Source organism: Chromatiales bacterium (genome assembly GCA_020445605.1).
Classification (GTDB): domain Bacteria; phylum Pseudomonadota; class Gammaproteobacteria; order JAGRGH01; family JAGRGH01; genus JAGRGH01.
The window spans coordinates 1-13,346 of sequence record JAGRGH010000003.1 but is presented as its reverse complement, the minus strand read 5'-3'; the positions used below and the strand labels follow the sequence as shown (position 1 = coordinate 13,346).

At 65.3% G+C, this 13,346-nt stretch carries 12 protein-coding genes; 9 read left to right on the top strand and 3 right to left on the bottom strand.

Annotated elements, in window-relative coordinates; translation table 11 throughout:
* Window positions 1-43 precede the first annotated feature (43 nt).
* Both KDG50_00265 and KDG50_00260 read right to left on the bottom strand, forming a co-directional pair.
* Entirely contained in the window at window positions 44-1,552 is a 1,509-nt protein-coding gene (locus tag KDG50_00265; protein ID MCB1863835.1) for a YifB family Mg chelatase-like AAA ATPase, read from the bottom strand.
* A 30-nt stretch (window positions 1,553-1,582) separates the two neighbouring features.
* On the bottom strand, window positions 1,583-1,819 hold the full coding sequence (locus KDG50_00260) for an accessory factor UbiK family protein (GenBank protein MCB1863834.1): 237 nt from the start codon (window positions 1,817-1,819) through the stop codon (window positions 1,583-1,585).
* Between the two features lie 317 nt (window positions 1,820-2,136).
* Here KDG50_00260 and KDG50_00255 point away from each other — a divergent pair, with 317 nt between their 5' ends.
* From KDG50_00255 to KDG50_00245, 3 genes are all read left to right on the top strand, one after another.
* Window positions 2,137-2,784, top strand: a complete 648-nt coding sequence (locus tag KDG50_00255; GenBank protein ID MCB1863833.1) for a TorF family putative porin — start codon at window positions 2,137-2,139, stop codon at window positions 2,782-2,784.
* A gap of 79 nt (window positions 2,785-2,863) precedes the next feature.
* Window positions 2,864-3,202 (top strand): P-II family nitrogen regulator, encoded by a 339-nt coding sequence (locus tag KDG50_00250; protein ID MCB1863832.1) that lies wholly within the window; start codon window positions 2,864-2,866, stop codon window positions 3,200-3,202.
* Window positions 3,203-3,317: 115 nt separating this feature from the next.
* Window positions 3,318-4,511, top strand: coding sequence for an ammonium transporter (locus KDG50_00245; GenBank protein MCB1863831.1), 1,194 nt, complete (start codon window positions 3,318-3,320; stop codon window positions 4,509-4,511).
* A 499-nt stretch (window positions 4,512-5,010) separates the two neighbouring features.
* Here the strand turns inward: KDG50_00245 and KDG50_00240 are convergent, their stop codons facing one another.
* Window positions 5,011-5,250: a CDGSH iron-sulfur domain-containing protein gene (locus KDG50_00240; protein ID MCB1863830.1), complete on the bottom strand. Its 240-nt coding sequence runs from the start codon at window positions 5,248-5,250 to the stop codon at window positions 5,011-5,013.
* On the opposite strand from KDG50_00240, the gene KDG50_00235 reads away from it, so the two are divergent.
* From KDG50_00235 to KDG50_00210, 6 genes are all read left to right on the top strand, one after another.
* Entirely contained in the window at window positions 5,249-5,737 is a 489-nt protein-coding gene (locus KDG50_00235; GenBank protein MCB1863829.1) for a DUF4124 domain-containing protein, read from the top strand. The genes KDG50_00240 and KDG50_00235 overlap by 2 nt on opposite strands.
* 3 nt (window positions 5,738-5,740) lie before the next feature.
* Window positions 5,741-6,844: a type III PLP-dependent enzyme gene (locus KDG50_00230; GenBank protein ID MCB1863828.1), complete on the top strand. Its 1,104-nt coding sequence runs from the start codon at window positions 5,741-5,743 to the stop codon at window positions 6,842-6,844.
* Window positions 6,845-6,876: 32 nt separating this feature from the next.
* Window positions 6,877-7,749, top strand: a complete 873-nt coding sequence (speE, locus tag KDG50_00225) for a polyamine aminopropyltransferase (GenBank protein MCB1863827.1) — start codon at window positions 6,877-6,879, stop codon at window positions 7,747-7,749.
* Between the two features lie 30 nt (window positions 7,750-7,779).
* A complete protein-coding gene (gene polA / locus KDG50_00220; protein MCB1863826.1) occupies window positions 7,780-10,479 on the top strand; it encodes a DNA polymerase I in 2,700 nt (899 codons plus the stop codon).
* 88 nt (window positions 10,480-10,567) lie between these two features.
* The gene (locus KDG50_00215) at window positions 10,568-11,116 is read left to right on the top strand and encodes a UPF0149 family protein (GenBank protein MCB1863825.1); all 549 of its coding nucleotides are present in this window, start codon (window positions 10,568-10,570) and stop codon (window positions 11,114-11,116) included.
* A 28-nt stretch (window positions 11,117-11,144) separates the two neighbouring features.
* On the top strand, window positions 11,145-12,668 hold the full coding sequence (locus tag KDG50_00210) for a gamma-glutamyltransferase (protein ID MCB1863824.1): 1,524 nt from the start codon (window positions 11,145-11,147) through the stop codon (window positions 12,666-12,668).
* Window positions 12,669-13,346: the final 678 nt, after the last annotated feature.

The following is a 13,346-nucleotide window of genomic DNA, read 5'->3' as shown; positions in this document are numbered from 1 at the left end:
TTTGCGCCGGGCCGGAACGGACCGTGTCGCGGTCGCCGCCCGTTCAGGCCGCCGAGACGGCGCGATCGAGCTGCCGATATTGCAGGGCCTCGGCCACGTGCGGGGCCGCAATCGTCTCGGCCGAATCGAGGTCCGCAATGGTGCGCGCGACCCGCAGCACCCGATGATAGGCCCGCGCGGACAGCCCCAGCCGCTGCATGGCCTGGCCGAGCAGACGCGCGGCGTCCTCGCCGAGGCGGGCCTGTTCGGCGATCGCACCCGGGGCGAGCAGCGCGTTCGCCGCGCCCTGCCGCTTGAGCATGCGTGCGCGGGCCTGCTCGACGCGCTGGCGGACCTCGCCGCTGGTCTCACCCGCCGCCGGCTGCCGCAGCTCGGCCGGGTCCACGGCCGGCACCTCGACGTGCAGGTCGATGCGGTCCAGCAGCGGACCGGAGATCCGGGCGCGGTAGCGCTGCACCTGCTGCGCGCTGCACTGACAGCGCCGGGACCGCTCGCCGTAATAACCACAGGGACAGGGATTCATCGCCGCGACGAGCTGGAAGCGCGCCGGAAATTCGGCCTGGCGGGCCGCCCGCGAGACGGTCACGCGGCCGGTCTCGAGCGGCTCGCGCAGGGCCTCGAGCACACGCCGGTCGAACTCCGGAAATTCATCCAGAAACAGCACGCCCTCGTGCGCCAGCGAAATTTCGCCCGGTCGCGGGATCGAACCACCGCCGACCAACGCGACCGCCGACGCCGTGTGGTGCGGGGCACGCACGGGTCGTTGCGCCCAGCGCGCGGGGTCGAAGCCCGCGTCGCTGACCGAGGCGACCGCGGCGATCTCCAGCGCCGCGCGGGTATCCGGCGCCGGCGCAATGCCGGCGAGCCGTGCCGCGAGCATGGACTTGCCCGTCCCCGGCGGACCGATCAGCAGCAGATGATGTCCGCCGGCCGCGGCGATCTCCAGCGCGCGCTTGGCGGCGACCTGGCCGCGCACATCGGCCAAGTCCGGCGCCGTCACGGACGCCCCGACCGCGGGGGCAACGGCCGGCTCCAGCGTGCCTGACTCGAGCAGGAAGGCGCTGACCTCGAGCAGATGACCGGCCACGCGGACTTCGGCAGCGGCCGCCAGTGCGGCCTCGGGACCGTTCGCGCGCGCGACGACCAGACCGCGCCCGGCGCGAGCGGTCGCCAGCGCCGCCGGCAGCACACCGGGCACCGGACGCAGTTCGCCGGTCAGCGCAAGTTCGCCGACGAACTCGTAGTCTCGCAGGCGTTCCGGCGGAATCTGTCCGGAGGCCGCGAGAATACCCAGCGCAATTGCCAGATCGAACCGGCCACCTTCCTTCGGTAGATCGGCCGGCGCCAGATTGCAGGTGATCTTTCGGGCCGGGTACGAGAAGCTCGAATTGATCAGCGCGCTGCGCACCCGGTCGCGCGCCTCTTTGACGGCCGCCTCGGGCAGCCCGACGATCGTGAACGACGGCAGGCCGTTGGAAAGGTGCACCTCGACGGTGACCAGCGGCGCGTCGATGCCGCTGGCGGCACGGCTGTAGAGGACTGCAAGCGACATCGTCGTTCCCTGACGCTGGAATCTGGTGGGTCAGTCGGGTCTGTCGCCCGGTTCAGGTTCAAGGGTCGCGAGGCGGGCGTCGATAGCGGCGAGCCGCTCGCGCAGGCGTTCGAGCACCCGCACCGCCGCATCGAACTCCGCTCGGCCGACCAGACCCATGCTGGCGAACTGCCCCTGGGCAAGTTCACGTCCGACCGCCTTCAGTTCGCGCGCGAACTCCCCGATCGGGTCCGAATCCGGCGGCGCGCGGTGTTGGTTTGCACCCATTTGTTCACGATACGGCAATCGACACCGGGCTTGCACCCAATCAGGCGCGCCGAAACGAGGCATGCGCCCGCCAGTAACGCACCGTTCCGGTGCAAATCGCCAACTGTCGCAGGGGTTCGGCCGGCTGTGCGCGGAATCTGGCCCGCCCCCGGCACCGCGAATCCCAATAAGTCGCTGTTTTGAATAGGTTTGAAACGAGTGGCACGGTTGCTGCAAGGCAGGGGCGCAACGGTGTGGCGGCAATCGCACGAATCAGCCAGTCGCCGGGCCAGTTTTCAGAACACGACCCTACACAACCTGTTTTACGGGAGACCGACATGAAATCACGCATCCTCGCCCCACTCTCGGCGGCCATCGTTCTGGCCAGCGCGACCAGCGCCTTTGCCGAAGGCCCGCACTCGTTTTCCGCGAACGTCGCGCTCGGTACCGACTACGTCTGGCGCGGCATCTCGCAGACCGACGAGAACCCGGCGATCTCCGGTGGCTTCGACTACGGCCACGAATCCGGCTTCTACGCCGGCATCTGGGGCTCGAACGTCGACTTCGGCGACGACGCCACCATCGAGGTCGACCTCTATGGCGGCTTCGCCAAGGAACTCGAAAGCGGCTTCAGCTTTGACGTCGGCTTCATCCACTACAACTACCCGGACGAATCCGACCTGAACTTCGAGGAAGTCTACGTCGGTGTCGGCTTCGGCCCGGCATCCGCGAAGATCTCCCACGACTTCGACAATGACAACACCTACTACGAGGCCGGTGCCGACTTTGAAGTCGCCGGTTTCGGACTCGGCGCCCACGTCGGCTACTACGACTTTGACGGCGGTGACGAATACACCGACTGGAAGCTGGCCGTCTCCAAGGAATACGGCGGGTTTGGTTTCGAACTGGCCTACACCGACACGGATATCGATGACGTCGACACCGCCGACAGCCGCATCGTGTTCACGATCTCCAAGTCGATGTAAGTCGATCCGAACGATCCAACTCTACGCACGGCCCGCGTTGCGGGCCGTGTGAACCGATCAAACGGAGCAGTAGCTGATCATGAAACTCATCATCGCAATCATCAAACCGTTCAAGCTCGACGACGTGCGTGAAGCGCTGTCGGAGCTCGGCGTCACCGGCATCACGGTGACCGAAGTCAAGGGCTTTGGCCGCCAGAAAGGTCATACCGAGCTGTACCGCGGCGCGGAATACGTGGTCGATTTTCTGCCGAAGGTCAAGCTCGAGATCGCCGTGGCGGCCGACTCGGTCGAACGCATCATCGAGGCCCTTTCCAAGGCCGCCAACACCGGAAAGATCGGCGACGGAAAGATTTTCGTGACGCCGCTCGAACAGGCCGTGCGCATCCGCACGGGTGAATCCGGCGCGGAAGCGTTGTAACGGTCTCGTCAATTCATTTCTAGCAGAGGGCACTTCGGTGGAAGCACTCAACGGTATAAAAGACCTCTCATACGCACTCGACACCTTCTACTTTCTGGTGACGGGCGTACTGGTCATGTGGATGGCCGCGGGCTTTGCAATGCTCGAGGCCGGTCTGGTTCGTGCGAAAAACACGGCCGAAATTCTGACCAAGAACATCGTTCTGTTCGCGGTCGCCTCGATCATGTACATGCTGGTTGGCTACAACATCATGTACGGCGAGTCGGAAAGCGCGCTGATTCCGGCGATCTCGTTCTTCCTGGGCGACGACAACGCACGCGATGCCGTGCTGGCGCAGTCCATGGAAAGCTGGACCGACGGCGACTACTACTCGTCGTATGCCGACTTCTTCTTCCAGGTCGTGTTCGTGGCGACGGCAATGTCGATCGTCTCGGGCGCGGTGGCCGAGCGCATGAAGCTGTGGGCATTCCTGGTCTTCGCGGTCGTCATGACGGGCGTGATCTACCCGGTCCAGGGCTTCTGGAAGTGGGGCGGCGGCTATCTCGACCAGAACGGCTTCCTGGACTTTGCAGGCTCGGGTGTGGTGCACCTGTGCGGTGCCACGGCGGCTCTGGCCGGCGTCCTGCTGCTCGGTGCACGCAAGGGCAAGTACGGTTCGGACGGCCGCATCAACGCGATCCCCGGCGCGAACCTGCCGCTGGCAACGCTCGGCACCTTCATCCTGTGGATGGGCTGGTTCGGGTTCAACGGCGGTTCGGAACTGATCGTTTCCAACGTCGATGAGGCCAACGCGGTCGCCAAGGTGTTCGTGAACACCAACGCGGCGGCGGCCGGTGGCGTGGTCGCGGCGCTGATCATTGCGCGGCTGATGTTCGGCAAGGCTGACCTCACGATGGCCCTGAACGGCGCGCTGGCCGGTCTGGTCGCGATCACGGCCGAGCCGCTGACCCCGACCGCGGGCTGGGCGACGGTCATCGGCGCAATTGGCGGCGTGATCGTGGTGTTCGCGATCATCACGCTGGACAAGCTGCGCATCGACGATCCGGTCGGCGCGATCTCCGTGCACGGCGTGGTCGGCATCTGGGGTCTGCTTGCGGTGCCGATCACCAACTCGGACGGCACGATGGCCGCCCAGTTGCTCGGCGTCGGCATGATTTTCGCCTGGACCTTCGTGGCGAGCCTGGTCGTGTGGCTGATCATCAAGCTCGTGATGGGTATCCGGGTCAGCGAGGAAGAGGAATACGCCGGCGTCGACCTCGCCGAGTGTGGCCTCGAGGCCTATCCGGAGTTCGTCAAGGGTTCCAACTAGGGGAACTCTGAACAGGTTCAGAGTTACCGCGACACAGGGAAGTGTCGCCAAAATCCACGACGACAAGTCTTGGAATTTGCAGCAAGGCGCAAATCGCATTTGCGCCGCGGCGTGGTCTGAGAAGTCCCGGATGGACTTATTCAGACCTTCCCTAAACCAGACCCATACCGATGGATTGACCGGGCGCAGGGATTGCGCCCGGGCGCAGGAAGCGACCTTAGTCAAGAATCGTCACGCCGGCGTCCGCAACCCGCCGGTTTTCCCAATGCGATTCGAAGCTCACGGGGGGCGTCCGGATGGCGCCCCTTTTCTATTGTTTGGATGTCTGATCGATCCATCCTGGATCGCCAGACTAGCGAAAACGAAAAAGTACGATTTTTCGTTTTCTTACATTTTCGGCCGCTCACGCGCCGAAAATGGCGGCACGTCCCGGTGCCGCGGGCAGCTCTGAAATATTCCGCGGTTCCCGGTTGCGAGTACCGCCGGACTCCCCGTCAAGTCACTCCAGCGTGCTGTGCGTGCCGTCGCAAAACGGCGCGTCCCCGGTGTGCTTGCAGCCGCACAGCCAGACCATTTTCTTCTCTGCGATCCGGAACTCGACTGGGGTAAACTGCGTGCCCTTGTGGCTGCCGTCGCAGAACGGCTGATGCTTCGAACGGCCGCAGCTGCACCACCAGTAGGTGCCGGGTTCGAGTTCCAGGCCATAGGGTTGTTTCTGCGGGATCTCGGGGGTGGACATGGGCACGATCTCGTCGAAATTTGGAAGGACCGCGATTCTAGCAACCCTCGCTGTCGCGCTGTTTTCGACGAGCGCCGGCGGCGGGGTCTATCGCTGGACGGACGCCGACGGGAACACCCATTTCGGAGACCGGCCGCCGCAGGGCACCAGCGCAACCGACGTAGACATGACACCAACCGCACCGTACGACCCCGAGGCCGCCGCACAGGCGCGCGCACGCACGCAGCGCCAGCAGCATCGCGTCGATGTGCGCAATGCCGAGTACGACGCGGAGATGAGCAAGCGCAGGCAACAAGCCGAGGCCCGCGAGGCCAAAAGGCGCGAATGCGCTCACTGGGAAGACCAGCTCGGCCAGTATCGCCGTGCCCAGTACCTCTACGACCCCCTGCCGGGCGGTGAACGCAAGATCCTGCCCGAATCCGAACGCCAACGGGCGATCACCGAGCTCGAGCAGGACATCGCCAAACACTGTCGCCACCTGAACTGATCCATGGTCGAACCACGAAGATTCGAAGAACTCATCGCCAAGCACGGGACACCCCTGCTCGCGCTGGACCGCCGTCGCCTGCGCGCGAACGTCGAGCTGCTGCGCCGCGAACTGCCCGGCGTCGAGATCTATTACGCGGTCAAGGCGAATCCGCACCCGATCGTGCTGGAGACCATGCGCGACATGGGCTGCGGCTTCGACGTGGCGTCCTACGACGAACTGCGTACCGTGCTCGACAGCCGTGGCCCCCTCGAGCGCTGCCTGTACACCCATCCGACCAAGCGGCCGGACGAGATCGAGCGCATGCTCGCCGCCGGCATCAAGACCTGGTTTTTCGACAACGCATCGGAACTCGACAAGCTCGCCGCCATGGCGCCGGGGTCGCGGGTGGTGCTGCGCGTGCGCGCGGCGAATCCGGACTGTGTCGTCGACCTTTCGGAAAAATTCGGCACCGCCCCCGACGAGGCCGAGGGCCTGCTCGGGCTGGCGATCGACAAGGGGCTCAAGCCGGTCGGGCTCGCGTTCCATGTCGGCTCGCAGACCTCGATCCCGCAGCCGTACGTGGACATGATCACGACCGCCAAGCGCATCTTCGACCACATGCAGGTGCGCGGGCATCCGCTCGAACTGCTGGACATCGGCGGCGGATTCCCGGTCGACTACGGCCGCGGCATGGTCATGGACTTCGAACTGTTCTGCGCGCCGATCCGCGCGGCCCTGCAAACCTACTTTCCGAGCACGCGCGTGATCGCCGAGCCGGGCCGGTTCGTCGTCGCCGACGCGGCGACCCTCGCCCTGCGCGTCATCTCCCACGCCGAACGCAACGGGCTCATGTGGTATTACGTCGAGGACGGCGTCTATGGCGCGTTCTCGGGACATGTGTTCGATCACGCGAAGTACCGCTTCTCGACGCAGGTGCAGGGCCCGCCACGACCGTGCATCATCGCCGGGCCGACCTGCGACTCGTTCGACGTCATCGCACGCGATGCCTATCTGCCGGAACTGGCAGTCGGCGACCTGCTGTTTGCCCACGAGATGGGCGCCTATACCAACGCCTCGGCCACCACGTTCAACGGCATTCCGCTGACGCCGGTCGTCGAGGTCTGATTTCCGTTCCAGACAAAAACGGGGAATTCACTGTGAGCGAACGCGTACACGAACCATCCATGCTGAACCTCTGGAACATGTGGTTCACCGAGCTTCACCATGGCGGCGCCGGCCTGACCCTGAAGGTCAAACAGGTGCTCTACAGCAAGCACTCGGATTTCCAGCGCATCGACGTGGTCGACACCGAGGTCTACGGCCGCGCGCTGGTGCTCTACGGCTCCATCATGCTGACCGACCGTGACTGCTTCATCTATCCCGAGATGATTTCGCACGTACCGCTGTTCGCACATCCGAACCCGAAGAACGTGCTCATCATCGGCGGCGGCGACGGCGGCGCCCTGACCGAAACGCTCAAGCACCCGGGCATCGAAAACGCGACCATGGTCGAGATCGACCCGCAGGTCGTCGAGGTCAGCAAGGAATTCTTTCCGCAGCTCGGCGCGGGCTTTGACGATCCACGCGCGACGCTGGTGTTCGACGACGGCGCGAAATTCGTCGCTGAGAGCGAGCGTAGCTTCGATGTGATCATGAGCGATTCGTCCGACCCCGTCGGGCCGGCCGAGGTGCTGTTTCAGGGCCAGTTCTACCGCAACGTCCACGACCGGCTGAGCGACGATGGCATTTTCGTCGCGCAGACCGAATCGCCGTTCTATCACACCGACAGCGTGCCGAAGATCTACCGCAACCTGCGCGAGGTGTTCCCGATCGTGCGCATGTATACCGCGACGATTCCGGCCTACCCCGGCGTGGTGTGGAGCTTCTGCTTCTGCTCGAAGAAGTACGAGCCGATGGAAAAATTCGACGCCGCGCGCGTCAACCTTGCGGGCCTGCGCTGTTACAACGCGGACCTGCATCGCGCCGCGTTCGCGCTGCCCAACTATGTGCAGGCACTCATTGCCGAATAACACGCCCGGTCACGTGGGCGGTTGTCGGCGATGAGCGGCGCGGACGACGAGGCGCTGGTCCTCGTCGACGGCTCGTCGTATCTGTTCCGGGCCTACCACGCCCTGCCGCCGCTGACCAATTCCAAGGGTCAGCCGACCGGCGCCGTGTACGGCGTCGTCGCGATGCTCAAGCGCCTGCTCGAATCCGAACACCCGCGACATGTCGCCGTGGTGTTCGACGCGCCTGGCAAGACCTTTCGCGACGCGATCTATCCGCAGTACAAGGCGAATCGTCCGCCGACGCCGGAGGATCTGGTCGCGCAGATCCAGCCGCTGCACGATCTCGTGCGGGCACTGGGCATTCCGCTGGTCATGATCCACGGTGTCGAGGCCGATGACGTCATCGGCACCTTCGCTGTGTCCGCACGCGCCCGTGGCTGGCACACGCGCATCATCACCAGCGACAAGGATTTCGCCCAGCTCGTCGGCGACGACATCGTGCTCGTGGACACGATGAAAAACGTCGAGCTCGACCGCGACGGCGTACAGGCAAAGTTCGGCGTCACACCCGAACAGATCATCGACTACCTGACCCTGATCGGCGACACCGTGGACAACGTGCCGGGGGTGCCCAAGGTTGGACCGAAGACCGCGGCGAAGTGGCTCGCCGAATACGGCTCGCTGGATGCACTGGTCGAACAGGCCGATGCCGTCGGCGGCAAGGTCGGCGAGAATCTGCGTGCCAGTCTCGAGCAGCTGCCGCTGTCGCGCGAACTGGTGACCATCCGTACCCACTGCGAACTGCCGGTCGGTCTCGACGAACTGAAGCCCGGCGCGCCGGATCATGCAGCGCTCGCGCGGCTGTATGCCGAACTCGAATTCCGCACATGGCTCGATGAGGCCCTGTCCGCGGCGCCCGAAGCAAACAACACCCCGGATCAGGGCGCACGCTACGAAACCATCGCGAGCGAAACAGCCCTGGATGGCTGGATCAAACGGCTGAACCAGGCCAAGCTTTTCGCGTTCGACACCGAAACCACGAGCCTCGACTACATGGAGGCCGAGATCGTCGGCGTTTCCTTTGCCGTCGAACCCGGCCACGCGGCCTACGTACCGCTGGCGCATCGCGGCGTCGACGTGCCCGACCAGCTCGATCGTGAACAGGTGCTCGCCCGGCTGAAGCCCCTGCTCGAAGACCCCGGGCGCGGCAAGCTGCTGCAGAACGCCAAGTACGACATGAACGTGCTCGTGAACCACGACATCCGGCTCGCCGGCGTGGCGCACGACACCATGCTGGAATCCTATGTGCTGGATTCCACCGCCACGCGACACGACATGGATTCGCTGGCGCTGAAGTACCTCGGCTACAAGACCATCCACTTCGAGGACATCGCCGGACGCGGCAAGTCGCAGCTGCGCTTCGACGAGATCGGCGTCGCTGAGGCCGCGCAATACGCGGCCGAAGATGCAGACGTGACGTTGCGGCTGCACGAAGCGCTGTGGCCGAAGCTCGAACCGCTCGAAGCTCAGGCGCGCGTTTACCGGGAAATCGAGATTCCACTGATTCCCGTGCTCTCACGCATGGAGCGCACCGGCGTGCGCATCGACGCCGGCATGCTGGCGAAACAGAGCGCCGAAATCGAAAAGCAGCTCGGCGTGCTGGAGAAACAGGCCCATGAGGCGGCCGGCGGGCCGTTCAATCTGGGCTCGCCGAAGCAGTTGCAGGAAATCCTGTTCGATCGTCTGAAGCTGCCCTCGCTCGCCAAGACGCCGAAGGGCCAGCCGTCGACTGCCGAGTCCGTACTCGAACAACTCGCCGAGGACTACGAACTGCCACGGCTGATCCTCGACCACCGCTCGCTCGCAAAGCTCAAGTCCACCTATACCGACAAACTGCCCGCGCAGATCAGCGCGCGCAGCGGTCGCGTGCACACGAGCTTTCATCAGGCCGTGGCCGCGACGGGACGCCTGTCGTCATCGGAACCGAACCTGCAGAACATCCCGGTCCGCACGGCCGAGGGTCGACGCATCCGCCAGGCCTTCGTCGCCGAGGACGGCTGGCGCATCGTCTCGGCCGATTACTCGCAGATCGAACTTCGCATCATGGCCCACCTGTCGGGCGACGAAGGGCTGCGCCGCGCGTTTGCGAAGGGCCTGGACATCCACCGCGCGACGGCCGCCGAAGTGTTCGGTGCCGAACCGGACGCGGTCACGAACGATCAGCGCCGTTCGGCGAAGGCGATCAACTTCGGGCTGATCTACGGCATGTCCGCGTTCGGGCTGGCGCGCAACCTCGGCATCGAACGTGACGAGGCCGCCAGCTACATCGAGCGCTACTTTGCACGCTACCCGGGCGTGCGCGAGTTCATGGACGCGACGCGCAAGCGTGCGCATGAGACCGGTTATGTGGAGACCGTTTTCGGCCGACGCCTGCACCTGCCGGAGATCAACTCCTCGAATGCGCAGCGTCGGCAGTACGCCGAGCGCACCGCGATCAACGCGCCCATGCAGGGCACCGCCGCGGACATCATCAAGCGCGCGATGATTGACGTCGATGCATGGATTGAAGCGAGCAGGCCGCCGGTGCGCATGGTGCTCCAGGTCCACGACGAACTCGTGTTCGAGGTCCGCGAGGACGCCGTCGAAGCCAGCATCGAGCAGATCCGCGCCCGCATGAGCGGAGCGGCCGAGCTGGCCGTGCCGCTGGTCGTCGATGCCGGCGTCGGCGCGAACTGGGACGAGGCGCATTGAACGGGTCGCCGTCGCGCGCATGCGCTCGCTTCGTCCGGGGTGATACGGTGCGCGCTCGACTAGGCGAACTCCATCGGATTGACCACGCATGATGACCAGCGCACGCGACCACGATGAACTCGACACCTTGCTCGCCGATCACGGCCTGGCGCGCGGCGCAGCCGAGTCCGACGGGCTGCTTGCGGGGCTGTTGACCGGTCGGCGCGTACACGCTGAACAGGTCTGGCTCGACGAACTCGCCGATGATGCGGAAGTCACCCATGTTCTCGGCCCCGAACTGCGCGGACAGCTGCATGAGTGGTTCGAACAGACCGAGGCGCTGTTCGAGGAAGATGCCATCACCTTCGAGCCGCTCCTGCCCGACGACGACGAGCCGATCGGCGATCGCGTGGCGGCCCTCGTGAACTGGACCAGCGGCTTTCTCTACGGGCTTGCGGTCAGCGCCGCATTCACGCAGCGCGAACAGCTCACCACCGACGCGCAGGAAATCATCGCAAACCTCGGCAAGATCACCCAGGCCGACGAAATCGCCCTGACCAACGACGAGGCCCATGAACAGGCGTTCATGCAGATCGTCGAATTCCTGCGTGTGGCCGTGGCCTATCTGCACGGCGAGTTCGCCAGCCGAACGAACTAGGGTCGGTTCACACCCGCCCACAATCCACATGCAGGTTCGCGGCGCAATCGCCGCCGGTCACGACGCGACTGCGCGCGCCGGCGAACGCATCCTCGCCTCCGGCGGCAATGCCTTCGACGCGGCACTCGCGGCAATGTGCGCGGCCTGCGTCGCCGAGCCCGTACTCTGCTCGCTTGGCGGCGGTGGCTTTCTGCTTGCACGCAGCGGTTCACGCGAACGCGTGTTCGACTTCTTTGCGCAGACGCCACGCACGCGCGCGCCCGACCCGACCGACTTCTATCCGATCACGGCCGACTTCGGCACCGCGACCCAGGAGTTCCACATCGGTCTCGGATCGGTCGCGACACCCGGTATCGTGCGCGGCCTGTTCGAGGCGCATCGCGCGCTGGGCGCGCTGCCGATGCGCGAGATCGTCGCACCGGCGATCGAGATCGCACGCGAAGGCGTCGTTCTGAACCCGCTGCAGGCGTACATCTTCTCGATCGTCGCGCCGATCTATCTCGCAACCGATTCGGCCCGCGCGATCTTCGCCTCACCGGATGCAGCGGACCGCACCTTCATTGCCGGTGAATGCATGCGCCAGCCGGCACTGGCCGACACGCTGGAACTGCTCGCGATCGAGGGCGAGCGCCTGTTCTACGAGGGCGAGATCGGTCGCCTGCTGACCGATGCCTGTGCATCGCAAGGCGGTCATCTGCGCCGCGATGATCTCGAACGCTACCGGCTCGTCGAACGCGAGCCGCTGCAACACAGCCACCGTGGCACACGGCTGCTGACCAACCCCCTGCCCGCGGCCGGCGGCACACTCATCGCGCTCGCGCTCGGCCTGATCGAGGACGTGCCGCGACGTGGACGATTCGGCGAGGACACAGAACTTGCACTCCTCGCGCACGCGATGGAACGCACACAGCTTGCGCGTCACTGGCTTGAACAGACCGGTTCCGAAAAAAGCACGCTTGCGGCACTGCGCGAACGGCTCAGGCAGCACGCCCCCGCGACGCGCGGCACGACGCACATCAGCGTGATCGACGGCGACGGCAACGCCGCCTCCATCACCCTGACCAATGGCGAGGGTTGCGGCTGGGTGATTCCGGGCACCGGCATCATGCCGAACAACATGCTCGGCGAGGCCGACCTGAACCCGCTGGGTTTTGGTCGCTGGCGCACGGATGTGCGGCTTGCCTCGATGATGGCGCCGAGCCTGCTGGTTTCGCGCGAGCGCATCGTCGCACTCGGTTCCGGCGGCTCGAACCGGCTGCGCAGTGCGGTGCTGCAAGTGATCTTGAATCTGCTCGATCACGGCCTGCCACCCGATGCCGCGGTCGCCGCACCGCGACTGCATGTCGAGGACGGTCTGCTGAGCCTGGAACCGGGCTTCACGCCCGACGCCATCGCGCCGTTGCTGGCGCGGTTCGAACGCCATCACCAGTGGAACGATCTGAACCTGTTCTTCGGCGGTGTGCACACCGTCGCGTTCGACGGTCGCGAATTCAGCGGCGCCGGTGACCCGCGCCGCGGCGGCGTGTTCCGCCTCGCCGCGGGCAACGCGTAGGATGCGCAATGCGCACCATTTGCGGCGCATGCAAACACATGACGGTGCGCGGTGCGCACACAAATCACAAACCCCGGCACACGTAGGGTGCGCAATGCGCACCATTTGCGGCGCCCGGAAAACATGACGGTGCGCGGTGCGCACCACAAACCACAAGCCCCCGGCACACGCAGGGTGCGTATCGCGCACCGTTGACCACGCCCAACCATTCGTACCGGTGCGCGGTGCGCACCCTACTCGCCGCCTCGCGGGTGCATATCACGCACCATTGACCACGCCGAAACCTTCCTACCGGTGCGCGGTGCGCACCCTACGAATACACTGTCGCGCGCGGGCGTCGTGACAACCGGGAAATTCGCCTGTCCGGTTGCATGCCCGACCTTGTCCGGTCGGCCTTGCCTACGGGGAAGGTGGCGTACCCCCTCGGCGCCCGCACCATTCACCACGCCCAAACGTTCGAATCGGTGCGCCGTGCGCACCCTACCCAAACCACAAGCCCCGGCACACGTAGGGTGCGCAATGCGCACCTTTTTCGGCGCATGGAAACACATGACGGTGCGCAGTGCGCACCCTACGAATACACTGTCGCGTGCGGGCGTCGTGACAACCGGGAAATTCGCCTGTCCGGTTGCATGCCCGACCTTGTCCGGTCGGCCTTGCCTACGGGGAAGGTGGCGT

Coding starts and splice junctions, on each gene's coding strand:
- KDG50_00250 (MCB1863832.1), top strand. CDS start 2,864: ATGAAACTCATCATCGCAATCATCAAACCGTTCAAGCTCGACGACGTG.
- KDG50_00235 (MCB1863829.1), top strand. CDS start 5,249: ATGGGCACGATCTCGTCGAAATTTGGAAGGACCGCGATTCTAGCAACC.
- KDG50_00210 (MCB1863824.1), top strand. CDS start 11,145: ATGCAGGTTCGCGGCGCAATCGCCGCCGGTCACGACGCGACTGCGCGC.
- KDG50_00215 (MCB1863825.1), top strand. CDS start 10,568: ATGATGACCAGCGCACGCGACCACGATGAACTCGACACCTTGCTCGCC.
- KDG50_00260 (MCB1863834.1), bottom strand. CDS start 1,819: ATGGGTGCAAACCAACACCGCGCGCCGCCGGATTCGGACCCGATCGGG.
- KDG50_00245 (MCB1863831.1), top strand. CDS start 3,318: ATGTGGATGGCCGCGGGCTTTGCAATGCTCGAGGCCGGTCTGGTTCGT.
- KDG50_00255 (MCB1863833.1), top strand. CDS start 2,137: ATGAAATCACGCATCCTCGCCCCACTCTCGGCGGCCATCGTTCTGGCC.
- polA (MCB1863826.1), top strand. CDS start 7,780: ATGAGCGGCGCGGACGACGAGGCGCTGGTCCTCGTCGACGGCTCGTCG.
- KDG50_00265 (MCB1863835.1), bottom strand. CDS start 1,552: ATGTCGCTTGCAGTCCTCTACAGCCGTGCCGCCAGCGGCATCGACGCG.
- KDG50_00230 (MCB1863828.1), top strand. CDS start 5,741: ATGGTCGAACCACGAAGATTCGAAGAACTCATCGCCAAGCACGGGACA.
- KDG50_00240 (MCB1863830.1), bottom strand. CDS start 5,250: ATGTCCACCCCCGAGATCCCGCAGAAACAACCCTATGGCCTGGAACTC.